At 59.0% G+C, this 26,897-nt stretch carries 20 protein-coding genes; 9 read left to right on the plus strand and 11 right to left on the minus strand.

All coding sequences use genetic code 11. The features are described 5' to 3' along the window. Window positions 1-2: 2 nt before the first annotated feature. The 6 genes from JTJ32_RS04175 to JTJ32_RS04200 form a co-directional block, all read right to left on the minus strand. Window positions 3-1,316: a cellulase family glycosylhydrolase gene (locus JTJ32_RS04175; protein WP_210041025.1), complete on the minus strand. Its 1,314-nt coding sequence runs from the start codon at window positions 1,314-1,316 to the stop codon at window positions 3-5. Window position 1,317: 1 nt separating this feature from the next. Continuing rightward, window positions 1,318-2,496: a glycosyltransferase gene (locus JTJ32_RS04180; RefSeq protein WP_184319945.1), complete on the minus strand. Its 1,179-nt coding sequence runs from the start codon at window positions 2,494-2,496 to the stop codon at window positions 1,318-1,320. After that, window positions 2,496-4,487 carry a GumC family protein gene (locus tag JTJ32_RS04185; RefSeq protein WP_210041027.1) on the minus strand — a complete coding sequence of 664 codons (1,992 nt, stop codon included), beginning with the start codon at window positions 4,485-4,487 and terminating at the stop codon, window positions 2,496-2,498. The genes JTJ32_RS04180 and JTJ32_RS04185 overlap by 1 nt, the downstream gene beginning before the upstream one ends. Before the next feature lie 17 nt (window positions 4,488-4,504). Beyond that, entirely contained in the window at window positions 4,505-5,281 is a 777-nt protein-coding gene (locus tag JTJ32_RS04190; protein ID WP_099228431.1) for a polysaccharide biosynthesis/export family protein, read from the minus strand. 153 nt (window positions 5,282-5,434) lie between these two features. Further along, window positions 5,435-6,892 carry a mannose-1-phosphate guanylyltransferase/mannose-6-phosphate isomerase gene (locus JTJ32_RS04195; RefSeq protein WP_099228432.1) on the minus strand — a complete coding sequence of 486 codons (1,458 nt, stop codon included), beginning with the start codon at window positions 6,890-6,892 and terminating at the stop codon, window positions 5,435-5,437. Next, complete coding sequence (locus JTJ32_RS04200) at window positions 6,892-8,328, minus strand: undecaprenyl-phosphate glucose phosphotransferase (RefSeq protein WP_099228433.1); 1,437 nt, start codon at window positions 8,326-8,328, stop codon at window positions 6,892-6,894. Before JTJ32_RS04200 ends, JTJ32_RS04195 begins: the two co-directional genes overlap by 1 nt. A 518-nt stretch (window positions 8,329-8,846) precedes the next feature. Here JTJ32_RS04200 and yegS point away from each other — a divergent pair. Then, on the plus strand, window positions 8,847-9,776 hold the full coding sequence (yegS, locus tag JTJ32_RS04205; protein ID WP_099228434.1) for a lipid kinase YegS: 930 nt from the start codon (window positions 8,847-8,849) through the stop codon (window positions 9,774-9,776). Here the strand turns inward: yegS and JTJ32_RS04210 are convergent. From JTJ32_RS04210 to JTJ32_RS04220, 3 genes are all read right to left on the minus strand, one after another. Further along, window positions 9,760-10,422 (minus strand): response regulator, encoded by a 663-nt coding sequence (locus tag JTJ32_RS04210; protein ID WP_099228435.1) that lies wholly within the window; start codon window positions 10,420-10,422, stop codon window positions 9,760-9,762. The two genes, yegS and JTJ32_RS04210, sit on opposite strands and share 17 nt — an antisense overlap. Then, window positions 10,419-11,309 carry a sensor histidine kinase gene (locus JTJ32_RS04215; RefSeq protein ID WP_099228436.1) on the minus strand — a complete coding sequence of 297 codons (891 nt, stop codon included), beginning with the start codon at window positions 11,307-11,309 and terminating at the stop codon, window positions 10,419-10,421. The genes JTJ32_RS04210 and JTJ32_RS04215 overlap by 4 nt, the downstream gene beginning before the upstream one ends. A gap of 390 nt (window positions 11,310-11,699) precedes the next feature. Further along, on the minus strand, window positions 11,700-12,131 hold the full coding sequence (locus tag JTJ32_RS04220) for a hypothetical protein (protein ID WP_099228437.1): 432 nt from the start codon (window positions 12,129-12,131) through the stop codon (window positions 11,700-11,702). A gap of 578 nt (window positions 12,132-12,709) precedes the next feature. Here JTJ32_RS04220 and JTJ32_RS04225 point away from each other — a divergent pair. Together JTJ32_RS04225 and JTJ32_RS04230 are read left to right on the plus strand one after the other, a co-directional pair. Then, window positions 12,710-13,639 carry a chemotaxis protein CheV gene (locus JTJ32_RS04225; RefSeq protein ID WP_184319957.1) on the plus strand — a complete coding sequence of 310 codons (930 nt, stop codon included), beginning with the start codon at window positions 12,710-12,712 and terminating at the stop codon, window positions 13,637-13,639. A gap of 93 nt (window positions 13,640-13,732) precedes the next feature. Then, window positions 13,733-14,542 carry an MOSC domain-containing protein gene (locus JTJ32_RS04230; RefSeq protein WP_210041029.1) on the plus strand — a complete coding sequence of 270 codons (810 nt, stop codon included), beginning with the start codon at window positions 13,733-13,735 and terminating at the stop codon, window positions 14,540-14,542. Window positions 14,543-14,689: 147 nt separating this feature from the next. On the opposite strand, the gene JTJ32_RS04235 is transcribed toward JTJ32_RS04230, so the two are convergent. Beyond that, window positions 14,690-16,618 (minus strand): transglycosylase SLT domain-containing protein, encoded by a 1,929-nt coding sequence (locus JTJ32_RS04235; RefSeq protein ID WP_099228441.1) that lies wholly within the window; start codon window positions 16,616-16,618, stop codon window positions 14,690-14,692. Between the two features lie 204 nt (window positions 16,619-16,822). Here JTJ32_RS04235 and JTJ32_RS04240 point away from each other — a divergent pair, with 204 nt between their 5' ends. Continuing rightward, complete coding sequence (locus JTJ32_RS04240) at window positions 16,823-18,733, plus strand: ATP-binding cassette domain-containing protein (protein WP_099228442.1); 1,911 nt, start codon at window positions 16,823-16,825, stop codon at window positions 18,731-18,733. A 67-nt stretch (window positions 18,734-18,800) separates the two neighbouring features. Here JTJ32_RS04240 and JTJ32_RS04245 read toward each other — a convergent pair whose 3' ends face one another. After that, window positions 18,801-19,241 (minus strand): universal stress protein, encoded by a 441-nt coding sequence (locus JTJ32_RS04245; protein WP_004883809.1) that lies wholly within the window; start codon window positions 19,239-19,241, stop codon window positions 18,801-18,803. A 125-nt stretch (window positions 19,242-19,366) separates the two neighbouring features. Here JTJ32_RS04245 and JTJ32_RS04250 point away from each other — a divergent pair, with 125 nt between their 5' ends. From JTJ32_RS04250 to topA, 5 genes are all read left to right on the plus strand, one after another. Beyond that, complete coding sequence (locus JTJ32_RS04250) at window positions 19,367-19,804, plus strand: hypothetical protein (protein WP_184320187.1); 438 nt, start codon at window positions 19,367-19,369, stop codon at window positions 19,802-19,804. 589 nt (window positions 19,805-20,393) lie between these two features. Next, window positions 20,394-22,541, plus strand: a complete 2,148-nt coding sequence (gene fadB / locus JTJ32_RS04255; RefSeq protein ID WP_099228444.1) for a fatty acid oxidation complex subunit alpha FadB — start codon at window positions 20,394-20,396, stop codon at window positions 22,539-22,541. 22 nt (window positions 22,542-22,563) lie between these two features. Next, window positions 22,564-23,739, plus strand: a complete 1,176-nt coding sequence (gene fadA / locus JTJ32_RS04260) for an acetyl-CoA C-acyltransferase FadA (protein WP_099228445.1) — start codon at window positions 22,564-22,566, stop codon at window positions 23,737-23,739. A 121-nt stretch (window positions 23,740-23,860) separates the two neighbouring features. Continuing rightward, window positions 23,861-24,097, plus strand: coding sequence for a DUF1653 domain-containing protein (locus JTJ32_RS04265; protein WP_069144420.1), 237 nt, complete (start codon window positions 23,861-23,863; stop codon window positions 24,095-24,097). A gap of 113 nt (window positions 24,098-24,210) precedes the next feature. Continuing rightward, window positions 24,211-26,823, plus strand: coding sequence for a type I DNA topoisomerase (gene topA, locus JTJ32_RS04270; protein WP_210041031.1), 2,613 nt, complete (start codon window positions 24,211-24,213; stop codon window positions 26,821-26,823). The last annotated feature ends 74 nt before the right edge of the window (window positions 26,824-26,897 follow it).

The following is a 26,897-nucleotide window of genomic DNA, read 5'->3' on the forward strand; positions in this document are numbered from 1 at the left end:
GTTCAGGGCTTCCATTCCAGGATTTGCAGGGTCGGCTTGAGCGCCAGGGTGATGCCCTTGGTGGCGGACAAGGGAATCCGGCTGCCGGTCAGCGGGTCGTGCACGATGGCATCGTTGATCGCGGGGAAGGTAAGGCTGACGCCCGAGGCGCTCCACACCATCAGCAGATGCTTGCCGTCTTCGCGGCTCCAGGTCACGGCATACAGGTCATCGGGCACCTGGCTGACGGCGGGCGGGTCGGTCGGTGTAAGGCGTGGTCCGGTGATGGTCAGAAAATTCTTCAGCGCGGTGTAGACAGGCTTCGGGCTGGCCTGCAGATCCAGCAGGCCATAGCCTTGATCACGGGCCGAGGCGCGTTCGTCCAGGTCGCTGAGGTTGAACAGGAAGATGCGCTGGAAATCCAGAGCGCTCATCAGGGCCAGACGACGCAGGGTGTAGTCGGCCTGACCGGACGTGCCAATCAGTCTTTGCATTTCCACCGGGCCGTCGTAGCTCGACCAGCCCCACTCGGTGGCCCATACCTGACTGACACCGTTGCTGTGCAGCAGGTTGTTCATGGCATTGGCCCGCACCAGGAAATCCCGATCCGGGATCGAGTCGCCTTCGGGGTACTCGGAATACGGATGATAGGCCGCCACGATGTTCTGAGTGCCCAGGCCACCGTCGAGCAGGCTCTGCAGCATGTAGCCGGGCGTGCTGTGCATCTGGCTGTAGTAGGCCATGCCGGCGGTCACGATGGTTTTTTCCGGCAGTGCGGTCCGCAGGGCCTGGGCGGTGGTCGTCAGTAGTCGACCGTAGGCTGCCGGGTCTTCCTTGGGCAGCCAGACGATATTCGGCTCGTTCCATACCTGCCAGTTGTTCACCTGCGGGTAACGCTGGGCGAGGGTCACCATGCGCGCGGCGAAAGTGGAAAAATCCTTGGGTGGATACTGGTCACGACCGGTCGCGCCGGCCGGTGCACTGCTGGCGAAAGGCGCGGAGCCCACCATATAGGCAAGCGTGTTGTAGCGGTGCGCCTTGATCGCCTCCATAGCCGCGTCCAGTTCCGACAGCGCCAGTTTGTCTTTCTGCGGTTCGATGATGGGCCAGTGAATGGTCAGGCGGACCCAATTCAGTCCCAGCTCGTCCAGACGCGCCATCTGTTGCTGATAGATGTCCGGCGCAAAATACTGGAACTGCACGTTGACGCCTAGAAAGTCCTGCCAGACCACCGGACGCGGTGCTTTCAGCACGGTCGCCGCCTGACCGGCAGTGGCCAGCGTGGCACTGATCAGAGCAGCGGCAACAGACCGCCACACGATTGAACGATGGAACATTTCAATGCACCTCGCAGGCTTGCCGGAATACCTTCTGGAATCGCTCGGCGGTGTGGCTCCAGACTCTGGCCCGGCCCATCAGTGAAGCCTTTTCGGCCCACTGAGCGATAAGCTCCGGGCTGGTGCAGGCTTTCACCAGCGCATCGGCAAGCCCCTGAACATCGCCCTGCGGATAGATCATGCCGTTACCGTGCGACACCTCTTCGGCGAACGAGCGTGCGTCAGAGGTAATCACGCCGCGACCGCAGGCCACGGCCCAGGACAGCGCGCCGCTGGTCCCGCGCAATTTGCCCAAGATCTTCAATTTGCTGGATTCGCGGTACGGCAAGACCATCACGTGATGCGCCTGGATGACCTGTGGAATCTGCTCGGCGGGCAGGTCCAGTTGCCAGTCGATCAGGTCCACCAGACCCAGTTGGCGGATACGCAGCCTCAGTTGCTCCAGATAACTGCCGGAAGGGCCGAACGCCATTTCCGGCTCGCTGCCGCCCGCCAGGGTCAGGCGTACGGTCGAGCGTAACGCCGGTTTTGCGGTGAAGACCCCGGCCAGTGCATCGAGCAGGTCTTCGATGCCCTTGCCGCGATAGATGAAACCGAAGTACAGCAGGCGCAGAGGTTTCATCGGCGGTAACGGTGCCGGAGCAATGTCCCTGTTGCCATGGCTGATGACTTCCATCTGCGCAGGCTTGAGGCCCATGCGCTGACGCAGGCTCTGGCTGCCAGCCTGCGTCAGTGTCACCAGGCGGGTCATGTGCCGGGCCAGTTGCCGCTCTTCATACAGGCACAACGGATCGGCCAGCACAGTGGCCATTTCCGGCAGCGGAGAGCGCATGCCACTGGCGATCGACAGCGGCCAGGGCAGCTTTTCACGGCGCCAGACCAGACGCTCCGGGTCATGCACGGTGGCGGTCAGCGGCAATTTGGGAAAGCCCCGCTGCAACGCGCGCAACGCCTGGAACTCAGCCAGTCGGCCACCGCCCAGTTCGGCATGCACCACGTCGATTGCGCTCCAGTCGATTTCGGCCACACGTTGTATGGCGGCACGTGGGTCGTTGCCGACGCCCTGCAACGGCGTGACCACGTGCAGCCCCAGCGCTTCGAGCGCATGTCTTAAATGGCCCGCATAGTCGGCGATGCCGTTCTGCTCCGGTGGCAGGGGGGCGAGCAAGGCAATACGCATCAGCCACGGCTCCCGATACGCTTGAGGAACTTCAGCACGTTCTCGGGCACTTCGAAACGACGGCGGTTGATGATGACGCCGTCGACTTTCTTGAACGCGGTATTGAGGTTGTGCAAGGTGTCTTCGAGCATTGGCACCGTGGTGTCCTTGGCCCGCACTACCAGCAGAATCAGGTCGGCATTGCGCAGCAACACGAAGGCTTCCTGATTGGTCGATACACCCGAGGCGTTGATCAGCACGATCTCGCCCGGCCGCGCAGGCGCCCGATTTTCGGTACGCACCTGATGCCCTTGCTCGATCAGCAGCGCGGCCAGGCGCTCGATCACGAACGACACGCCGGCGCCGGCCTTCACCGAGGTGAAGCCCAGCGTCAGACCTTTCTCATCCACCTGATCCAACGGCAGGATGCCGTATACCCGATGCAGGTTGGAGATGAACGCGGCGCTGCGTTCCTGAGCGTGTTCCAGGTCGGGCAGGGTGGTCCAGACCGGCACTTTGAACGTGCTCTCGATCTTGTCGCCGTCATGGATGCGTTGATCCAGCAGGTAGAAGAAGTACAGAGCCAGCGCGCCGACCACGAGGCTGAGCGGGAAGGCCAGCAGCACCATCAGCAGGCTTTTCGGGAAGACCCGGCTCGGGTTGTAAGTGGCTTCTTCGATGGTCGCGATGTTACTGATCTGGCTGTTGTCCAGCTCACGGTCGATGCGCGCCTTTTCCAGGCTGTCGGTGTACAGCGCGTAGCTTTTCTCGGCTGCATCCAGCTCGTTCTGCAGTCGCGAAAGCTCAGGTTCCAGATTCAGTGCCTGTTGACGATCGGCTTCCAGCTGGGCGATCTGGGCATTCTGCTGCGCGAGCTGGGTCTGCAGGCGGGCGAAGCTGGTCTGCTGGTCGGCATACACGTTCTGCATGCGGTTGTAGATCGGGTTGGGCGTGATGCTTTCCGAGCGTTGAACCGTGGTGTCCTGCTCGTTGAGCAGTTTCTTGAGGTTGTTGATTTCCTCGTTCACTGCCCGGATTGGCGGCGCCTGCTCCTTGAACGAGCGCAACAGTTCCTGACGCTCGACTTCCTTGCCATTGATGCGGTTCTGCAGATCCTGGCGGTTGGGGTTGAGGGTCAATTCCCGTCCCGCGGAAACCGTCTTGGGCTGTGCGGCCAATTGTTTTTTCAACAGATCCAGCCCTGCCTTGGTAGAGGCAATGGCACGGGTCGTGTTGTTGCGCTCGGTGCGCAAGTCGTTCAAACCTTGAGAGGTGTCGGCCAGACGCTGGGAAATGCTCACTGCACTCAGCTGATTCAGGTAGTTCTGAATCTGCTTCTTGTACGAAATGATGTTGTCGCCGGTGTTCTTCACCTCCGACTCGTAGAACGTATACAGGCTGACGCGGCCCAGGGTCTTGGTGCGTTGCAGTTGATATTCTTCGATCCAGGTTCTGAGCACGGTCTGGGCGGTGGTCGGGTCATTCCAGGTGAAAGTCAGTTCCATGACCGACGAGCCGGGTTCGTGACGGACCTTGAAGTTCTTTTCCAGGTCTTCGGCCATACGTTCGGCCTGAGTGCGTTTTTCGACCAGTCCGATGAATTGCAGGACGCTGCGACCGGCGTCCACGACCGCGCCGACAATACCCTTGAGGCCGTTCTTGATCGAGGCCAGAACACCGGATTCAGGTTCGGCACGAGACAGTTCAGCCAGGTACTTTTCCGACACCTTGCGCATGATCGGACGTCCCGTCAGCATGCGCTCCTCGTCCAGCAAGGGGTCGCGCAATGCGCTGGGCACCACGATGGCCTGACGGTTGGACAGCTCGATAGGCACCGTGCTGCTGTCCCGGCCGGGCTTGACCAGCAGCAGTGCGGTGGATTCATAACGGTTGGGCAGCAGCAAGGCCCCCAGCAGTACGACGACGAAGGTCGCTATGACGGTGATCTTGACCTCACGCCGAAAAATAAACAGCAGGCGCAGCAGGTCGCGAAATGAGCGGATATTGATCATGTCTGTTTCCCTGACAATTAATTGTTGTTGCGCAACTCGTAATTCAGACCCAGCCCGATCGACTTCGCGAAGGGGATCAACTGGTTGAAGTACAGGGTTACGCCGTCAACCTTGTTGCCGACCGTGGATTTGGGAACGAACACGATGTCGCCGCGCTTGAGCAGGACTGGCGCCGTGGGGCCGCCCGCGCTTGCCCAGAGAAACTTGCTGTAATCAAAGAAATAGGTCTTGTAGAGGCCGTCGTCTTCCTGGCGCAACAGGGCCACCAGAGAGGCATCGGCATCGAGTGCGACACCGCCTGCACCGACAATCGCCTGAGCCAGACTGGTGGCCACGTTGACCGGCAGGGTCACCGAGTTGCGCACGGCACCGCCCACGAATACCGTATTGCCCGGAGACTGGGAGATGTTGATGGTCAGAGCCGTTTCGCGATAGACGTTCTGCAGCTTGCTTTCCAGCAGGTCATTGAGCTGCTGGAGGGTCAGACCGGCTGCCTTGACCGTACCTATGTAGGGATAGGAAAAGGTCCCATCGTTGAGCACCTGAAACAGGGTCAGCTCATAGATCGAGTTGGCGGTGAACGCCGAGATGGACGGCGACTCTCCGGTATTACGCACGATGCGCAAGGTGTCACCGGGCCGGATACGCTCCGGTGGCAACGGCTTGCCCGCCAGCGCCCTGCCGGCTGCCTGGCCTGCTTCGATCTGCGCCGGGTCGTCGGGCAGACCGACCCTGGATGGGGTATTACAAGCGCCAAGCAGCAATACGCTGACGATCAGCATCATGCGTTTCATTTATCCTGAACTCCTGTCATGCACGAATACGGCTCCCTTTCGGGTAATAAAATCATGGTGTAGGGCTACAGCCAGGTTCGTATCGGGTGGGTCCAGTCCTCTAGGGTGGTTGAGCGAAGGCCGCCATCAGCGGCCTGCTCGCATTGAGTCTGATCAGATTTTCAAGGTCTGCTCGGGAACACGCCCGTAGACGTCGGTAAACCGCACGATGTCGTCTTCGCCCAGGTACTCACCGCTCTGTACCTCGATCATCACCAGATCAATGACCCCGGGGTTGACCAGTCGATGGGTAAATCCGGGCTTGATGAAGGTCGACTCGTTGGTGTCGAGCATGAACTCGCGTTCGCCGTTGGTAACCCGCGCCATGCCGCTCACGACAATCCAGTGTTCGCTGCGGTGGTGGTGCATCTGCAGCGAGAGCGACGCCTGCGGGCGGACCACGATGCGCTTGATCTTGAAGCGTTTGCCTTCTTCCAGAACGGTGTAAGTGCCCCAGGGGCGAGTGACTGTGCGGTGCAGGCGATAGGCGTCATGACCCTGACGCTTGAGTTCCTGAGCGATGATTTTGACGTCCTGACTGCGCGTGCCATCGGCGATCAGCAGGGCGTCCGGCGTGTCGATGATGATCAGGTTGTCCAGACCGACGCCGCCGACCAGCCGCTTGGGCGAGTCGATGTAGCAGTTGGTCACGTCATGCAGCACGGTCTGGCCGTTGCATTGGTTGCCGTGGGTGTCGGCGCCGCTCAGTTCGCGCACCGCTTCCCAGGAGCCGATGTCGCTCCAGCCGAGTTCGCAGGGCACGACCGCTACTTTGTCGGAGCGCTCCATCAGGGCGTAATCGATGGAGATATCCGTCACCAGGCCAAACGACTCGCTGTCGAGTTCAACCTGCAATTCGCGGTTGCCTTCTTTGCTCTGACTCAGTTCCAGGCATGCCCGGACAGCGCTCAATACGTCCGGTGCATGGGTTTCCAGTTCACGCAAAACCGCATCGGCGCGCATGCAGAACATCCCGGCATTCCACAGGTGCAGGCCGCCGTCCAGATAGCCCTGGGCACTCGCCGCATCGGGCTTCTCGACGAAACATGCAACCTGATACGCGTCGGTATTGAGTGACTGGCCTTTCTCGATGTAACCGAAACCGGTTTCCGGCTTGGTCGGCACAATGCCGAACGTCACCAGCCAGCCTTGTGCCGCGAGTGACTGTGCCGATGTGACCGCCCTTGAAAAGGCTTCGATATCGGTGATCAGGTGATCGGCTGGCAAGACCAGCAACTGCGCGTCGCCGCCATACAGGCGGGTGACATGCACAGCGGCTGCAGCAATAGCCGCTGCGGTATTGCGACCAAATGGTTCAAGAATGAAATCCAGCCGGACCTTGCTTTTGTTCAATTGCCGATAGTCATCGACGGTGCGGAAATACACTTCCCGGTTGGTCACCGTCAGCAGGCGCTCGACATGGGGCAGGGCGGCCGCGCGCTTGAAGGTTTTCTGCAGCAGGCTTTCGCCGTCGGGGAGGCGCATGAACGGCTTGGGCATGGCTTCACGGGAGACAGGCCACAAACGGGTGCCGGAGCCGCCGGCGATGATGCAGGGAATAAGGGTGCTCATCAATAAGCCTCACGAGTGAAGAGCACTGCCGGAACAGTGCGCATAAGGATGTAGAGGTCGAACCAGACGGACCAGTTTTCTATGTACTCAAGATCGAATTCGACGCGTTTTTCGATTTTTTCCACGGTGTCTGTTTCCCCACGATAGCCGTTGATCTGAGCCAGCCCGGTGATGCCGGGTTTGACCCGATGTCGCGACGTGTACTCCTTCACCGCTTGCTCGAAAAGAATGCCGGCCGCTTTCGTTGCCGTTGCATGGGGGCGCGGGCCCACCATCGACATGCTGCCTGCTACCACGTTGAACAGCTGTGGCAGCTCATCCAGGCTGGTCTTGCGGATAAAGCGCCCGACCCGGGTGATCCTGGCATCGCCCCGGATGGTCTGTTTTTCCGCTGTTGCATCGGCCTGGTGCTGATGCATTGAGCGAAATTTGAACACCTCGATGAGGCGATTGTTGTAGCCGTAGCGCTTTTGCCTGAAGAACACCGGACCTGGCGAGTCGAGCTTGATTGCCAAGGCGACCAGCAGCATGAACGGCGACAGGGCGAGCAGCGCCAGCGAGGACAGCACGATGTCCTCGGCGCGCTTGATAAATGGAGACCAGCCGTTGAGCGGTACGTCCGAGGCGTTGAACATCGGCAGTTTGGCCACTTCCGTGATGCGGTTATGGCTGTGACGAAACGCGACCATGTCCGGCACCAGCAACACGTTGACCGGAAACCGGCGCAGCTCGTGAATGATGTGGTCCATACGGTTTTCGGCGGTCCAGGGCAGGGCGACCAGCACTTGCGTAACCTTCTCTTCGCGGATCAACCGCTCCAGGTCACTGGTGTTGCCCAGCAGCGGCAGGTTGGCGACGGTCTTCGGCATGCGGCCGATGCGGTCATCGATGAAGCCGGTCACGCCAGAGCGGATGTCCTGATGCTGGAGCAGGTACTCGGCCAGACGCATACCGTTCTCGGTTGCTCCCAGAATCACGGCGTGCTGCAGGAACACGCCTTTGCGCATCTGGTGCTTGAACAATGCCAGCAGCAACAGACGAATGATGCAGTACAGGAAGAGGCTGGCCAGATACCAGAACACCAGGTGTTCATTGGAGAGGTAGCCGAACAGACCCAGTGTGCGTTGCATGAACAGCAGCAGGCCGAACGAAGCGGACCAGGCAATCACGATCGAGCGCAATCGCAGCGCGTTGCTGAACAGCGCCTCCGAGTACACCCCCATGGCTTGAAAGATCAGCACCACAACAATGCCGAAAAAGACCTGCATCGCCAGAAAATTTTGCGGCTTTTCCATTACGCCGTCTTGCATGAATGCTCCGAGCAGCAGGCCGGGAAGCATGCAGGCGAGCGCGTGTGCGATGCGGATACCGAACAGAAAATACTCCACCAGACTGGTGCGAGTGAGCGACAGGCTGTCTACCGGTTGCAACCTCATAAAGCTCCCTTACTTCCTGTAACCCCGCGGCACCCGGGCCTAATCTTTATATGAGCTGTGTCGTCAAAGCGCAGAGTCAAAAAAACACCTTCTTTACGGGTTTTGCTGAAGCGTAGCCAATAAGTTGTCGAAACGATGGGTTTTGAACCCTGCTATTTGTAGATACCACTTTGTGTATATCGACCAGCACTCGCATTAACGTGAGAAATTTCAGCTGCTTGTGAGTGAAAACCCTCAAACGAAGGGGTTCGCTGTAGTAAAGCTCATGAAACAGAAACCGGTAGGGCGAATGTTGCGATGAGCTGTGCCTGTGAATGGCTAGCACTCTGGCGAACTGACTTGCCTCCTGTTTTTTGGGGGCAAACCCTCCGTCAAGGGCATAAAAAAATATTCACGTGGACGGGCTTTTTTCGATCCGGCGGGGTCACAACCCTGCGCTGTGCCAAATGCAGTCAGGCGCTGGCAAACGAAAGCGTCACTCATACGTGGTACTCGTACCGGTCACCAGAGGGGGTTTCATGACACAACGCAGAGCTATGCTCATTCTTCACGGCAAGCAATCGCTTAATGAAGAGGTCAGGGATGGGGTCGCTGAAAAGCGCAGGCAGGGCTGGGAACTGGATGTGCGCCTGACCTGGGAGGGGGGCGATGCTCAGCGTCTGGTCAGTGAAGCACTTGCGGCCGGGCATCGTCATATCGTGGCGGGCGGTGGCGATGGCACATTGCGCGACATCGCCGAGGCGCTGGCACAGGCGCCAGAGACCGATACCAGTCTCACTATCCTGCCGCTGGGCACCGCCAACGATTTCGCGCGCGCCGCTGGCGTGCCGCTTGAAATCGACAGGGCGCTGGAATTGATGGACGGTACGCCGCGTGCCGTTGATCTGGGCGAAGTGGGTGGCAAGCTGTTCCTGAACATGGCCACTGGCGGCTTCGGCAGTCAGGTGACAGCCAACACCTCGGAAGACCTCAAGAAAGTGCTGGGTGGCGCGGCTTACCTGTTTACCGGGCTTACCCGATTCAGCGAACTGCATTCCGCTCACGGCGAACTGATCGGTCCGGATTTCCACTGGCGTGGTGATCTGCTGGCGCTGGGCATCGGCAACGGGCGGCAGGCGGGCGGCGGGCATGTGCTGTGCCCGACGGCAATGGCCGATGACGGTTTGCTGGATATCAGCATCCTGCCTGCACCTCAGGAAGTGGTCGGTACGCTCAGGAGCCTGCTTGAAGGCGGGCTTGGCTTCGACAACATGTTCGTTCGTGCGCGTCTGCCGTGGGTGGAACTCAAGTCTGCACAGGGGCTGGAAATCAATCTGGATGGCGAGCCATTGTCTGGCGAGGACCTGCGCTTCCAGGCACGGCCTGCGGCGCTCAGGGTTCACTTGCCGGACGACTCGCCGGTACTCTCTTCAGCGGGCAGGGTTCAGCAGCTCAATCGTCCAGGCTGATGATTCGCTCCCGGACGCAGAACAGCACAAGACCGGCTACATCGAAGATCTGCAGCCGCTTCATGATCTGTGAGCGGTGAGTCTCCACGGTCTTGATGCTCAGATTCAAGCCGCTGGCGATTTCACGCGTGGATTTACCCCGCACGATCAGGCGCAGGATTTCCAATTGGCGAGCCGTGAGGTTGTACTTCTCCTGCGGCAATTCGGACTTTCCTGCGCGCTGGCCCTGCAAGGCCCGGTTGATCACGGTATGGGCGATGGCGGGACTCAGGTAGCGTTCACCATTGCGCAAGGCTTTCAACGCCTGCTCCAGCTCGGTCGCTGTGGCGTCCTTGAGCAGATAGCCATGAGCCCCGGTTTCCAGCGCACGCATGATGATGTCCGGCTCGGTGTGCATCGACAGGATCAGAACCTTGCAGTCCGGCTGGACATTGAGCAGTTGCTCCAGTGCGTCCAGGCCATTCATGTCTTTCATGCCGATGTCCAGCAGGACAATGTCAGGTTTGAGGCGCTGTGCCAGACTCGACAACTGACTGCCGTCGCACGCCTCCCCGACGATGGCGTAACCGGGAATGTCCGAGACCAGGGCGCGTACGCCGGCTCTGATCAGTGAGTGGTCATCGACCAGTAACAGGTTGCAGGTCATTGTGTTTTCTTGTGTAAACGGGCGCGCTCGCCCGAACGGGGCGCCCAGGGAAACATGACTTCGATTCGAGTACCCCGCCCCGGGCCGCTGTGCAGCGACCAGGACCCGTCCAGCAACATGACACGCTCACGCATGCCGGTCAGGCCATTGCCTTCAGGTCGCGGGCCGACGGCAGGCTCGAAGCCCGTGCCGTCATCGGCGATCAGAAGCAACAACCCTGCAGGTTGACGCTCGAAACGTATCAATAGATTTTTTGCCTGCGCATGGCGCAGCATGTTGGTCACTGCTTCCTGGCAGACGCGATAGGCGGCGACAGCCATCTCTTCGGGAACCCCGTTCAGGTGCTGTCTGCACTCCAGGCTCCAGTTGATCTGGCTGTTGGCCAGAACGCTGACCAGATGGGCGCGCAGGCCGTCTTCAAGCCCCAGGCTGGATAGCTGGCGAGGATTGAGAATGGTGGACAGGTCGCGGACTTTTTCCAGTGTTTCTGCAAGGGTGGACTCAAGTTGCCCGGCAGGGGTGTTCAATGCGTCAGGCAGTCGGCGCTGCAGCCAGGCCAGTTGCAACTGCGCGCCTGTCAGCATCTGACCGATGTCATCATGGAGTTCGCGACTCAGGCGTTGCCGCTCGGTTTCCTGAACATCCAGCATTCGCTGCGCCAGTTCCTGCGGTTGCAGCTGGATCAAGCGGCTGTTGCGCCACATCCACAGCCAGATGCTCGCGAATGTGATCAGATTGAGCGTCAGCAACGATGCCGGAAAATCCGGAGAGCGGGCAAACAGCACGATATTGCCCAGTGCTGCGCTGGTACAGAACGCGGCTGTGACCCATTTGACCCGGTTGGTTGTATCAGAACCCAACCAGAAAGACCGAACGATGGCATGCATATCGATTCGCGCCATTAATAGCCATAGCCAATAATCGGACAGCTTGATGTCAATTTGATATTAATTGCAGGGTCAGCTGACTGTTTGAGTATATTCAAGGAAATTGAACTCGACACTTTTGATTCCGTTCCAGTCAAACCCGCATTCATGTCCGCGGTCACGTCCGGGAACAGCAAGTCATGGGTGTCGGACAATCTTACCGTACTGCAGCGTCAACCAAGCGTTTAACTGCAGTATGCGCCGACGGAATGGAAGACATGCAGGGCAGGGAATTCAAAGGGGTATTCGTACGCAAGTCTCAGCTTCCACCGGAGAGAGCACGACGCCCGTTCCTCGCCATGTGCAGGAGGGTCAAGCGTTTTCAGTAACGAGGGGTCGACCTGCAATGGTTTATTCGCGGACAGCATCCTCAGGCTTGCCTGAACAGGCCGCGAGGGAGGCCAGTCTGCCCAGCAATTCCTGCTGTTCCTCATTGTCCATCACCAACTCGCCGGTGTTCGGATCGAGAAACTCCAACTGCCAGGAAATCAGGGCCAGACAACTTTTGACGGTCGCCAGTGTTTCCTGTGACAGTCCGGTGACCGGGTCGGCGTCATCGAGAAGACTGCGCAGTCGCCGGGTAAAATCCGCTATACATTGGACGGATGCGTCGTCGGCTTTATGGGTCAGCGTCAGCAGTGATGCCAGCAAGCAATCGACTGCATCTTCATCGCCGCCGATCAACTCAAGGTGTAACAGGCACTCTTCCGATTTATATAGAAGCGCCTGGGACTCGGCCAGAAACTGTTCATGTTTCTGCTGCCAATCGTTACTGCTCAGCATCCTGTATCTCCACACATCATGGACAGCGAACTCTCGCCCGCCGCGAATGGCTGACAGTTAATGTCGATTTCATCTGAAAGTCTGTAGGGCGTTTCGGAATGTATCTCAGCGATGTCGTATTGATATGCGCCGGGGGTCGTCAATGTGGATCCGATCCCTGTGTCAGGGCGTAAAAAACGCTCTGCTTCGTCTGCAATGGCGGCCCGAGCGAGCAAAACATCGATCTCAACGGGGCTGGTCGATTGCAAGGACTGGAACGCGAACACAAGCCTGACTCCCTTCGTGCAATGAGAATGGCGTCACAATAGTGGCAATGAGATAGCGATCATATCAGGCTTTCCCCGATAGACATTCAGGGCAACACCTAGGGCCGAGCGTATCGACCCTGTTTATCGGGGGGGAGCGTCGGGAGCGAGTTTGTTGTCGCACGGACACTTTTTGAAATGCGACATCAGTAAAGCATGATGTTAATGTGACATCAATGTCTGAAATTGGCCTTTCATCGCCATTAAGGTCCGGCTCGTTTCAGCCGATACACGTTAAGCAGACTCATCGTGACCAACGCTTCAGGAGCTAAAATGGCTGGCATTCTCGACACAGTAGATCAACGCACACAACTGGTGGGCGAGAATCGCCTGGAAATTCTCATGTTCCGCCTTGCCGGTCGCCAGCTATTCGCGATCAACGTGTTCAAGGTTCAGGAAGTGTTGCAGCTCCCGAAACTCACGCTGATGCCACAACGGCACTCCTTCGTCTGCGGCGTCGTCAACCTGCGCGGCCAGACGCTGCCGGTCATCGACCTGTCTCAGGCCATCGGCATGCGACCTCTGGTGCCTGGCCCCGGCAGCACCATTATCGTGACCGAATACAACCGCTCGGTTCAGGCGTTTCTGGTGGGCGGTGTGGACCGTATCGTGAACATGAACTGGGACGCGATCATGCCGCCGCCTACCAGCGCTGGTCGTCAGCACTACCTGACCGCGATCAGCAAGGTCGATGACCAGTTGGTGGAAATCATCGACGTCGAGAAAGTGCTGGCCGAGATCGTGCCTTACAACGCCAAGGTGTCCCGCGAGAAGCTCGAGGATCCGGTGCTTGAGGGCGCGCGTGGTCGCGAAGTGCTGCTGGTGGATGACTCCAAGGTGGCCTTGGCACAGTTGCGCGACACCTTGTCGCAACTGGGTCTCAAGTTGCACGTGGCCAGTGATGGTCTGAAAGCACTGAACATGCTCAAGGGCTGGGCTGATGCGGGCGAGGACGTGCATGAAAAGCTGCTGATGGTGTTTACCGATGCGGAAATGCCGGAAATGGACGGCTACCGTCTGACCACCGAGATTCGTAACGATCCGCGTCTGCGGGCGCTGTACATCGTGCTGCACACCTCGCTGTCCGGCAGCTTCAACGAATCGATGGTCAAGAAAGTCGGCTGCGACAACTTCCTGTCCAAGTTCCAGCCCGACAAGCTGGTGGAAGTGGTGCGCGAGCGCCTGATGATGCTGACTCACTGATTCACTGCCTGATCGAGACTGCCTGTCGGGTTCCTGTTCGTATAAGCTTTACCGCTCACGGCAAAGCTTATCGAGCCACCCAAGGAACCGTTCATGTTACGTCTGCGCGCGCTTTATCGTTTCCCTCTCAAATCCTGCAAGGCGCAAATCCTGCAGAGGGCGTCGTTCGACAGCCTGGGGCTGGCGGGTGATCGACGCTGGATGCTGGTTGATGAGAGTACGGGGCGTTTTCTGACCCAGCGCGCCGTGTCGCACATGTCACAACTTTCGGTGCTGTGGAACGCTGGCGGAGGCGTGACCCTGAGTGCGCCAGACTTCGAGCCGCTTGATGTCGCTGTCCCGGCCGATGTGCATGAAAACCTGCGCGGCGTGACCGTATGGCGCGATTCGCTGCAGGTGCCTGACGCAGGCGAAGAGGCGGCCGAATGGGTCAGTCGCTTCATCGGCAAACCGACGCGCATGGTCTATATGCCCGTCGAGCGTGCGCGCTGGCTGCCTGGCGGCTATGGCCCCAATGACAACCGCGTCAACTTTGCCGACGGTTTTCCGCTGTTGCTGATCGGCCAGGGCTCGCTCGACGACCTGTCTGCCAGGCTGGGCAGGGATGTGGAAATGCTGCGCTTCAGGCCCAATCTGGTGATCGAAGGCGCCGAAGCCTTCGCCGAAGACAACTGGAAGCGTATCCGCATAGGCGACATGCACTTCGAACTGCTCAAGCCCTGTGCCCGCTGCATCCTCACCACTGTCGACCCTGCCACCGGTGAACGCAGCCCTGACCGCGAACCCTTTGCGATCCTGAAGACCTACCGTGAAGTCGAAGGCAACGTCATGTTTGGGCAGAACATGGTCAATATCGGGCCGGGCGAGCTCGAGGTGGGGATGGAGGTGGAGGTGTTGGAGTGACAGGGTGACGTGAGCCCTGCGCTCGGCTCACTGAATCCGCAATCTGTGCCCTGTGTGACGTGTAGCGTCACGGGATGGATGCCCACGCGGCGCGGTGGGCACTATCAGCGTCGAGGCAGGCATCTTTATAGCGATGTCTGCTTCACCTCATAAGTCATCAAAAAACCGTTCGTGCCAGTCCACCAGCGGCTGCGGCGAGTTGAGTTTCTGGCCGTAGATCACCGAATACGACAATACGTTCTGCACGTACTGACGGGTTTCGTCGAACGGAATGCTTTCCACCCAGACATCGAATGCCAGGTGATTGGCACCCTTGAGCCACTGACGTACGCGGCCGGGGCCGGCGTTGTAGGCGGCAGAGGCCAGCACGCGGTTGCCGTTGAACTGGCTGTGCACCGAGCTCAGATAAGCAGCGCCAAGCTGGATGTTGGTGTCCGGGTCGAGCACCTGCTGGGGCGAGGCCAGCGGGATGCTGAACTTGCGAGCGGTTTCCTTGGCTGTGGCGGGCATCAGTTGCATGAGGCCGCTGGCGCCTACACCTGAGCGCGCATCGTCCATGAAGGCACTTTCCTGGCGGGTAATCGCAAATACCCAGCTGGAATGCAGGCCGCGAATCTTCGCTTCGCGAACCAGCGTGTCGCGGTGCGCCATCGGGAAGCGGATATCCAGGTCATCCCAGTATTGCGCCTGGCTGATGGTGCGGATGGCGGGGAAATACCACTTCAGGTCGTAGGCCAGCTTGGCCTGCGCAACCATTTCATCGCGATTGAAATGGCGGCTGACGTGGTACCACTCGCGACGACCATCGACGATCTCGCCCCGGTCATGGAACTCCAGCGCGCGACGGACACCCGGCGTGTTGCGTACCTTGTTGATCAGCGCCTGGCTGAGCACCAGCGGCTTGTTGTTGAGCTGGTAAGGGCTTTGGGTGCGGTCGGCGGCCAGAAAACCGTAGAAATCACGCTCCTTGGCTACGTCTTTGTACAGCGCGGCAATCATCGGGCTGTTGGGCTGGGCCAGTTCAAGTGCGCGGGCTTCCCAATAACGCCAGCGGTTGGTGGTGGCGAGATCCTTGGGCAGGCGGCGCGCCAGTTCATAGGCATCTTCCCAGCGGCCCAGACGCAGCAACAGGCGCAGACGCCATTCGGTCACGGTGTTGTCGCGCAGGTCCGGGTCATATTTGGTCATGACCTCAAGTGCACGGTCATCGTAGCGGCGCGCGAGCGTCAGGCCGATTTCCTTGGCGATTTCCACCTGCTCTTCCCGGGAGAAGTGCATGGTGATCGCATAGCTGTCCAGCATCGCCAGGGCTTTCTGCGGGTCCTGACGTGCCAATCGACGCAGGCCAAGGCCCACGACGTCTGACATGGCTTCATCCACCGGCAGGAACTGCCCCGGGTTGTTGATCATCTCCGGCTTCTGGGCCACAGCAACGAGCAGTTTGCCCTGTGGTGCCAGCGAGTTGAGGCTGTTGACCAGCGTGTTGGCCAGGGTGTAGTTGCGGCCCTGTGCCGCCAGCTTGGCGCGCTGCCAGCGTTTCTGCTCGGTCAACTGACCTGCCGCAGCCCATTGCGCGAAGAACGCGTCGCAGGCAGCCGGCAAGGTCTTGCCGGTCATCCACAGCTTCTCGGCACTGGCATAGCCTTCGGCGCGCTTGTTGTTATTCAACTGATACTGGCCATACAGGCAGTCCAGTTCGACGAAATTCATTTTGGGGTCGTAATACTTTACGAACGGCTGCCAGTCGCCGCGCTCGGCGAGCCAGCGCAGCCAGCGCAACTTCATCCAGTTGGCCTGGGGAAGATCACCATGCTCGGCGAGAAACTTCTCGATCTCGGCATTGCTGGCGGTCTTCAGGCGCGCAGTCAGCTCGTCGTATTCCAGATACGGCTCGAGCGGATAGTCGGCCAGTGCCGTGCTGTACATCTGGTACGGGCCTGAATCGCCCTTGGCCAGCGCACGCTTGGCCTCGTCGTAATATTTGCGTTGTTGGGTAAGGTCTGCCGCGTGAGCGGTCTGGACGGCAGTGGCGGAGAGGAGCAGGCACGATAGAAAGCTGAACAAACGACTGCGCATGAGACTTCCGAGCAGATGAGTCGTGAAAAGTGCGGCTAGCTTAGCCTTTTGCCAGCTCATCGTGAAAGCACTGCCGACGAGCTTGACTCATGAAGAAATAATTGGCGGGTATAAAGAAGACGCTGTGTCGACCGCCTGCGCGACGAATCCCGACATCCACCGGCTATCTCAGGTAGAATGCGCGCCCGGTTTTTGGAGAAGCTCATGACCCTGCTCAAATTCAGCGATGTGTCCCTTGCTTTCGGCGCCATGCCGTTATTGGACAAGGTGTCCTGGCAGATCGCCCGTGGTGAGCGGGTGTGCATCATTGGCCGCAATGGCACTGGCAAATCCAGCATGTTGAAGCTGGTCAAGGGCGTTCAGAAGCCCGATGAAGGCGCTGTCTGGCGTGCACCCGGTCTCAAGATCGGCGAGTTGCCCCAGGAATTGCCGGTAGCCGACGGACGGACAGTGTTTGACGTGGTGGCCGAAGGTCTGGATGGCGTGGGTGCCTTGCTCGCCGAATACCACCATCTGGCCCAGAACTGCGTGACCGAGGACGACCTCAACAAGCTCATGCACGTGCAGCAGGACCTCGAGGCCCGTGATGGCTGGCGTCTGCAGCAACTGGTCGAAAGCACCCTCAGCCGTCTGCAGTTGCCTGCCGATAAGACGCTCGCCGAGCTGTCTGGTGGCTGGCGTCGTCGTGTCCTGCTGGCACAGGCGCTGGTTTCCGAACCCGATCTGCTGCTGCTCGACGAGCCGACCAACCACCTGGACATCGGCGCAATCGCCTGGCTGGAAGAAGCCCTCAAGGATTTCCAGGGCGCAGTGCTGTTCATCACGCACGACCGGGCATTCCTGCAGAATCTGGCGACCCGTATTCTGGAGCTGGATCGCGGCGGCCTGATCGACTGGAACGGCGACTACGCCAGTTTCCTCGTCCACAAGGAAGCAGCGCTGGCGGCCGAAGAAACCGCCAACGCGCTGTTCGACAAGCGTCTGGCCCAAGAGGAAGTCTGGATTCGTCAGGGCATCAAGGCCCGTCGTACCCGTAACGAGGGCCGTGTACGTGCGCTGAAGGAGCTGCGTGTCGAACGCAGCGAACGTCGCGAGCGCACCGGCAAGGCCAATATTCAGCTCGACACTGCCGAGAAATCCGGCAAGCAGGTCATGGTGCTGGACAACGTCAGCTTTGCGCACCCGGGCGGTCCGATGCTGATCAAGGACTTTTCCATGGTCCTGCAGCGCGAGGACCGTATCGGTCTGCTGGGTGCCAACGGTACCGGCAAGACCACGCTGCTCAAGCTGATGCTCGACAACCTGCAGCCGACCGGCGGTAAGGTCGAAGTCGGTACGCGTCTCGACGTTGCCTACTTCGACCAGTTGCGTCACCAGCTCGATCTGGAAAAGACCGTGATCGACAACGTCGCCGAGGGTCGCGATTTCATCGATATTGATGGGCAGAGCCGTCACGTGCTGAGTTATCTGGGGGATTTCCTGTTCAGCCCTCAGCGCGCCCGCACTCCGGTGAAAGCGCTTTCGGGTGGTGAGCGTGCCCGCCTGTTGCTGGCCAAGCTGTTCAGCAAACCTGCCAACCTGCTGGTTCTCGACGAACCGACCAACGACCTGGACGTTGAAACCCTGGAACTGCTCGAAGAAGTGCTGTTGACCTTCAAGGGCACGGTACTCATGGTCAGTCACGACCGGGCATTCCTCGACAATGTCGTGACCAGCACACTGGTATTCGAAGGTGAGGGCAAGGTTCGCGAATACGTAGGTGGTTATCAGGACTGGCTACGTCAGGGGGGTTCCCCACGTCTGCTGGGTGTGGCGGATACCAAGTCGGGCAAGGCCGAGCTGGCCAGTGCTGTTGTTCAGGCTGCCCCGGTAGCCGCTCAGGAAATGCCGGTCGCCAAAAAGAAGCTCAGCTACAAGCATCAGCGTGAGCTGGAAGCCTTGCCGGGCCAGATCGACGAAGTCGAAGGCAAGATGGCTGCTCTCACTGCTGAAATGGCTGCGCCGGGCTTCTATCAGCAGCCGGCCGAGCAGACCACTGCGGCGCTGGCGCAGATGGAAAGTCTGCAAGGCGAGCTGGATGCCTTGCTGGAGCGCTGGGCCGAGCTGGACGAGTGATCGCCTGGCGTTGAAAGCAGAAAGCCCGGATCATGTCCGGGCTTTTCACATTTATGCTATGCCAACGCTACTCGGACTTTTTGAGACGTACCGCCAGCACGTCGCAAGGTGCGCCGTGCAGGACGTCATTGGCGGTGGAGCCAAGCAGCAATGCAAGGCCATGGCGGCCGTGACTGCCGATGACGATCAGGTCGCAGTCCTGCTTGCTCGCGAGTTGGTGGATTTCCTGGCGGGGTTGTCCATACACCAGATGGCTTTCGCCGGCTCTCAAATCAGGATGGGTGATTTTCAGCTTTTCCAGTTTTTCCTTGGCCTGATCGAACTGCTGTTGTTGCAGCTGCGACAGGTCCATCGGGACGTCGCCTCCGAAGGCCATTGCCATGGGTTCGACGATATGCACCGTGGACAGCTTCGCATTGCTCTCTTTTGCCAGCTCCAGTGCACGTTTGAGCACCGCACTGCATTCGTCGGTGAGGTCAATGGCAACCAGAATATGTTGATACGACATGAGGGTGTCCTCCGAGAGGGTTGCGATAGGGTGAGTATGGCTCTTTCGTTCGCATCTGGGCAGACCCCGTGCAAGCCACTGTTTTCAAATTGTTGTTTAGCCTGAATCGGGCGGGGGCAAGAAATATGACGGTCTGGATAGTCCTGTCAATCATTTGTGTGATGTTGAGCCCACTTGTGTGGTTGCGTCCGTCGCGTCATCAGAGCGGCAGGATGGCATTGCGCATGGAAGCGCGGCGCATCGGCATGGCGATGCAGCTCGCGCCGCAGGAGTGGCCTCACTGGCTCCCCAGGCAGCCGCCCAGCCCGTGCGCGCAATACCATCGGCCGCGCAGAGGCTCAAAACCCGATGCGTGGACCTACTGGCAGCTTGAACCTGGAGTCTGGGTCAACCGCTGGCGTGAGCCCTGCGAGGACGCCACATTGCTGGCGCATTTCCGTACACTGCCGGCCGATGTCTTCAAGGTCGAGGCGGATTCGCAAATGATCGCCGTGTACTGGGCCGAGCGGGGCGAGGCAGATGTGTTGCAGCATATTAATGCGGCGCTCAAGGCGCTGGCCTGAACTGTTACAGAATCGCAGGCAATAAAAAGCCCGATAACAACATCGGGCCGGGGTTGGCCAGGCAGGCCGATAATTCCTGGTATGCCGGCATCCAGTCTCTGAATGCCGGTTATCACCGCTGCGCACCCGTGATCGGAATCATCGCGGGCCTCTTGTGGCGCAGTGCGCTGACTCTAGACCTTCTGCTCCCTTTTGTCGCGTTTTTCTCGACGCTTTCCTCAAATGAGCCTCAACGGTGCAGGATCTGCAGGGTTTGAGCTCACCTTTGCATTATCAGTTTGTTGAATGGTGGCAAATCAAACCTCGGTTTGCTGGTCAGGAATCGCTTGTGCCTTTTGCAATCCGCCGTTTTCATCGGAGTTTTGGCGAATTGACAATTATCCGGTTTTGCCTGATGGTGTGCATACCCAAATCAAACGGGCGTATGAAATGAGCGTTTGGTCGTCAGACGGCTCTGACAGAATCCTGGCTACCGCGTCGCAGCGGATGTACGTGTGATTTGGCGTGTTCATCGACGGCGACGTCGTAGTCTCGCTGAACGTAAGGTTCAGAGAGTATTGTTCAGCTTCCATATTGTGGAGATCAGTTGATGATTTACGAAGGTAAAGCCATCACGGTTAAGGCTCTTGAAAGTGGCATCGTCGAATTGAATTTCGATCTCAAGGGTGAGTCCGTCAACAAGTTCAACCGTCTCACCCTCAACGAACTGCGTCAGGCAGTGGATGCTGTCAAGGCTGACGCGTCGGTTAAAGGTGTGATCGTCACCAGCGGCAAAGACGCATTCATCGTCGGCGCTGACATCACCGAGTTTGTCGACAACTTCAAGTTGCCCGAAGCCGAACTGGTCGCCGGCAACCTGGAAGCCAACCGGATCTTCAGCGATTTCGAAGACCTTGGCGTGCCGACAGTCGTCGCCATCAACGGCATCGCGCTGGGCGGCGGTCTGGAGATGTGTCTGGCGGCCGATTACCGCGTCATGTCGAGCAGTGCGAAGATCGGCCTGCCGGAAGTCAAGCTGGGTCTGTACCCGGGCTTCGGCGGTACGGTTCGTCTGCCACGCATAATAGGTGCCGATAACGCCATCGAGTGGATTGCCTCCGGCAAGGAAAACGCTGCCGAAGACGCGCTCAAGGTCGGTGCAGTGGATGCGGTCGTTGCGCCAGAGAAACTACAGGCAGCGGCTCTCGACCTGATCAAACGCGCCATTTCCGGCGAGTTCGATTTCAAGGCCAAGCGTCAGCCCAAGCTGGACAAGCTCAAGCTCAACGCCATCGAGCAGATGATGGCCTTCGAAACCGCCAAGGGTTTTGTCGCAGGTCAGGCCGGCCCGAACTACCCGGCACCGGTCGAAGCGATCAAGACCATCCAGAAAGCCGCGAACTTCGGTCGTGACAAGGCGCTGGAGGTTGAAGCTGCCGGTTTCGTGAAAATGGCCAAGACTTCTGCTGCGCAGAGCCTGATCGGCCTGTTCCTGAACGATCAGGAACTGAAAAAGAAAGCCAAGGGTTATGACGAAGTCGCCAGAGACGTGAAGCAGGCTGCCGTTCTCGGCGCTGGCATCATGGGCGGCGGCATTGCGTATCAGTCGGCGGTCAAGGGCACGCCGATCCTGATGAAGGATATTCGTGAAGAAGCCATTCAACTGGGTCTGAACGAAGCGTCGAAACTGCTGGGCAACCGTGTCGAAAAAGGCCGTCTGACCGCTGCGAAGATGGCTGAAGCGCTGAATGCGATTCGTCCTACGCTGTCCTACGGCGACTTCGGTAACGTCGATCTGGTGGTTGAAGCCGTGGTCGAGAACCCTAAGGTCAAGCAGGCAGTTCTGGCCGAAGTTGAAGCGCAGGTGGGTGAAAACACCATCCTGGCGTCGAACACTTCCACTATTTCGATCAGTCTGCTGGCGAAGGCGCTCAAGCGCCCCGAAAACTTCGTGGGCATGCACTTCTTCAACCCGGTGCACATGATGCCGCTGGTGGAAGTGATCCGCGGTGAGAAGTCCAGTGAAGAAGCGGTCGCTACCACCGTCGCTTACGCCAAGAAAATGGGCAAGAACCCGATCGTGGTCAACGACTGCCCGGGCTTCCTCGTCAATCGCGTGCTGTTCCCGTACTTCGGCGGTTTCGCCAAGCTGGTCAGCGCTGGCGTCGACTTCGTGCGCATTGACAAGGTCATGGAAAAATTCGGCTGGCCGATGGGGCCTGCGTACCTGATGGACGTGGTTGGTATCGACACTGGCCACCACGGTCGTGACGTCATGGCCGAAGGCTTCCCGGACCGCATGAAGGACGACCGTCGTTCGGCTGTCGACGTTCTGTACGAAGCCAATCGCCTGGGTCAGAAGAACGGCAAGGGCTTCTACGCTTACGAGATGGACAAGAAAGGCAAGCCGAAGAAGGTCAACGACCCTGCTGTGCTGGACGTACTCAAGCCGATCGTTTTCGAGCAGCGTGAAGTCACCGACGAAGACATCATCAACTGGATGATGATTCCGCTGTGCATGGAAACCGTGCGCTGTCTGGAAGACGGCATCGTTGAAACTGCCGCCGAAGCCGACATGGGCCTGATCTACGGTATTGGTTTCCCTCCATTCCGTGGCGGTGCGCTGCGTTACATCGACTCGATCGGTGTCGCCGAATTCGTTGCCCTCGCTGACCAATATGCCGAGCTGGGTGCCTTGTATCAACCGACCGCGAAGCTGCGTGAGATGGCCAGCAACGGCCAGAGCTTCTTCGGTTAAGCGCCTTCTGAGGAATGAACGTATGAGCTTGAATCCAAGAGACGTCGTGATTGTCGACTTCGGTCGTACCCCGATGGGCCGCTCCAAGGGCGGCATGCACCGCAACACCCGTGCCGAAGACATGTCTGCGCACCTGATCAGCAAGCTGCTGGAGCGCAACGACAAGATTGATCCGGCTGAAGTCGAGGATGTGATCTGGGGCTGCGTCAACCAGACCCTGGAGCAGGGCTGGAACATCGCGCGCATGGCGTCGCTGCTGACCCAGATCCCGCACACCTCTGCTGCACAGACCGTGAGTCGCCTGTGCGGCTCGTCCATGAGCGCGCTGCATACCGCTGCGCAAGCGATCATGACCGGCAATGGCGATGTATTCGTCATCGGCGGCGTGGAGCATATGGGCCACGTCAGCATGATGCACGGCGTCGATCCGAACCCGCACATGTCGCTGTATGCCGCCAAGGCATCGGGCATGATGGGTCTGACCGCAGAAATGCTTGGCAAAATGCATGGCATTAGCCGCGAACAACAGGATGCCTTCGGCCTGCGTTCCCACCAGCTCGCCCACAAGGCGACGCTGGAGGGCAAGTTCAAGGACGAGATCATCCCGATGCAGGGTTACGATGAAAACGGCTTCCTCAAGGTCTTCGACTACGATGAAACCATTCGTCCGGACACCACTCTGGAAAGTCTGGCGGCGCTCAAGCCGGCTTTCAATCCGAAGGGTGGCACCGTGACAGCGGGCACGTCTTCGCAAATCACTGATGGCGCTTCGTGCATGATCGTGATGTCGGCGCAGCGTGCCAAGGACCTCGGTATCCAGCCAATGGCGGTTATCCGTTCCATGGCCGTTGCCGGTGTAGATCCCGCAATCATGGGCTATGGCCCGGTTCCTGCGACTCAAAAGGCCCTCAAGCGCGCCGGTCTGAGCATCTCGGATATCGACTTCTTCGAGCTCAACGAAGCGTTCGCTGCACAGGCCCTGCCAGTGCTGAAAGATCTGAAAGTGCTCGACAAGATGAACGAGAAGGTTAACCTGCATGGCGGCGCCATTGCTCTGGGCCATCCATTTGGGTGTTCCGGTGCACGCATCTCCGGCACCTTGCTCAATGTTATGAAGCAGAATGGCGGCAACCTCGGGGTTTCTACCATGTGCATCGGACTGGGTCAGGGCATCGCGACCGTTTTCGAACGCGTCTGATTTGCCTGAAGTGATGCAGCCGGGGCTTGATGCCCCGGCTTTTGTTTTTTTGAAAAAGCAGTTTCAGACCCAATGTCTTGACTGTGTTTCTGTTTTGAACCCGTTTCACGAGGGCTGCATCATGCAATTGCAACCAGGGCTCTACCGCCACTACAAAGGCCCGGAATATCGGGTATTCAGTGTGGCGAAGCATTCTGAAACCGAAGAAGAGGTCGTGTTCTATCAGGCGCTCTATGGCGATTTCGGCATGTGGGTTCGTCCTCTGGAAATGTTCCTGGAGTCCGTCGAGGTTGACGGCGAGCAAGTCCCGCGCTTTGCTTTGGTCCAGGCCGAACCGAGCCTGTTTTCGGGTTCGTGACTCGGAAATTCACAACAGGCTGTGCTTGACCTCACCTTGTAGCCACTATATATAGCGTGGCCTTTACAAGCTCGTCATTGTCTTTCATCTAGTATTCAGGAATTTTCTGATCCATGGGCAAATCGCTGGTCATCGTGGAATCCCCGGCTAAGGCCAAGACCATCAACAAGTATTTGGGCAACCAGTACGTGGTGAAGTCGAGTATCGGCCATATCCGAGACCTGCCCACCAGCGGTTCGGCCAGTGCTGCCAAAGAGCCTGCCGCCAAGCGTGGCAAGGCCGCCGCAGGCGAGGGCCCGGTACTGACGCCGAAAGAAAAGGCGCAGCGCCAGTTGGTCTCTCGCATGGGCGTTGATCCGGAGCACGGCTGGAAAGCCAAGTACGAAATCCTTCCCGGCAAAGAGAAGGTGATCGAAGAGCTGCGCAAGCTCGCCAAGGATGCCGACACCATCTATCTCGCGACGGACTTGGACCGCGAAGGGGAAGCCATTGCCTGGCACCTGCGCGAAGCCATCGGCGGCGACGACAGCCGCTTCAAGCGCGTTGTGTTCAACGAAATCACCAAGAAAGCCATCCAGGAAGCCTTCTCCAAACCGGGCGAGCTGGACATCGCACGGGTCAATGCCCAGCAGGCACGTCGCTTTCTGGACCGCGTGGTCGGTTACATGGTTTCGCCGCTGCTATGGCAGAAAGTCGCCCGCGGCCTTTCCGCCGGCCGTGTGCAGTCGGTTGCCGTGAAGCTGGTGGTGGAGCGCGAACGCGAAATTCGTGCGTTCAATCCCGAAGAGTACTGGGAGATCCACGCCGACCTGGGCACTGCCAAGGGTGCCAACGTGCGCTTCGAAGTCGCCCGTGAGAACGGCGAGGCCTTCAAGCCCTTGAACGAAGCGCAGGCCATGGCCGCGCTGGAAAAGCTCAAGGCTTCCAGCTACAGCATTATCAAGCGTGAAGACAAGCCTACTAGCAGCAAGCCGTCGGCGCCGTTCATCACGTCGACCCTGCAGCAGGCCGCAAGCAATCGTCTGGGCTTCGGCGTGAAGAAGACCATGATGATGGCCCAGCGTTTGTATGAAGCAGGCTACATCACGTACATGCGTACCGACTCGACCAACCTGTCGGCCGACGCAGTGAGCATGGCGCGCGATTACATCGAAACCGAGTTCGGCAAGAAATACCTGCCGGAATCGCCAAACGTCTACAGCAGCAAGGAAGGCGCACAGGAGGCGCACGAAGCGATTCGTCCTTCCGACGTCAACATGCACCCGTCCATGCTGTCGGGCATGGAGCGCGACGCCGAGCGCCTGTATGAACTGATCTGGCGCCAGTTCGTGGCCTGTCAGATGCCGCCTGCGCAATACCTGTCGACCACCGTCAGCGTTGCAGCCAGCGATTTCGAGCTGCGTGCCAAGGGCCGCATCCTCAAATTCGACGGTTACACCCGCGTATTGCCGCAGATGGCCAAGCCTGGCGACGACGACGTGTTGCCGGACATGGCGCAGGGCGAAACCCTGAAGCTGAACACGCTCGATCCGACCCAGCACTTCACCAAGCCGCCTGCGCGTTACTCTGAAGCGAGCCTGGTCAAGGAAATGGAAAAGCGCGGCATCGGTCGTCCTTCGACTTACGCAGCGATCATTTCGACCATTCAGGATCGCGGCTACGTGGCGCTGCACAATCGTCGCTTCTATTCGGAGAAAATGGGGGACATCGTTACCGGTCGCCTGTCCGAGAGCTTTGCCAATCTGATGGACTACGGCTTCACCGCCGGCATGGAAGAAAATCTCGACGACGTGGCCCAAGGGCAGCGTGACTGGAAAAACGTGCTGGACGAGTTCTACGGCGATTTCCGCAAGAAGCTGGAAGTGGCCGAAGCGCCGGACAGCGGCATGCGTGCCAACCAGCCGGTCATGACCGACATTCCGTGCAAGGTCTGTGGTCGTCCGATGCAGATTCGTACCGCCTCCACCGGTGTTTTCCTTGGTTGCTCGGGCTACAGCCTGCCGCCCAAGGAGCGCTGCAAGGCCACCGTCAACCTCACCCCTGGCGACGAGATTGCCGAGGATGACGAGGGCGAGTCCGAATCCAGGGTTCTGCGTGGCAAGCATCGCTGCCCGATCTGCAGCACGGCCATGGATGCCTACCTGCTGGATGAGAATCACAAACTGCACATCTGCGGTAACAACCCGGATTGCACCGGCTACGAGATCGAGAAGGGCACCTACCGGATCAAGGGCTACGAAGGCCCGAGCCTGGAATGCGACAAGTGTGGCAGCGAGATGCAGCTCAAGACTGGCCGTTTCGGCAAGTTCTTCGGCTGTACCAACCCTGACTGCAAAAACACCCGCAAGCTGCTCAAGAGTGGCGATGCGGCGCCGCCGAAGATGGATCCGGTCAAGATGCCGGAACTCAAGTGCGACAAGGTCGACGACACGTATATCCTGCGTGACGGTGCTTCCGGGTTGTTTCTGGCGGCCAGTCAGTTCCCGAAGAACCGTGAGACCCGCGCGCCTCTGGTCATCGAGATCGCGCCGCACAAAGACGAGATCGATCCGAAGTATCACTTCCTTTGCGAAGCGCCGAAGAAGGACCCGGACGGCCGTCCGTCGGTGATCCGTTACAGCCGCAAGACCAAGGAGCAGTACGTGCAGACCGAGGTTGAAGGCAAGCCTACCGGCTGGCGTGCGTTCTACGATGGTAGTGCCTGGAAGGTCGAAGACAAGCGTTGATCGACTGAGGTCCGGCATTCACCTGCCGGACCTTCTTCCACGACAATGCGGTCAGGCTATGCTGGTCTTATTCG

It is taken from the genome of Pseudomonas alliivorans, assembly GCF_017826695.1.
Taxonomy (GTDB): Bacteria; Pseudomonadota; Gammaproteobacteria; order Pseudomonadales; family Pseudomonadaceae; genus Aquipseudomonas; species Aquipseudomonas alliivorans.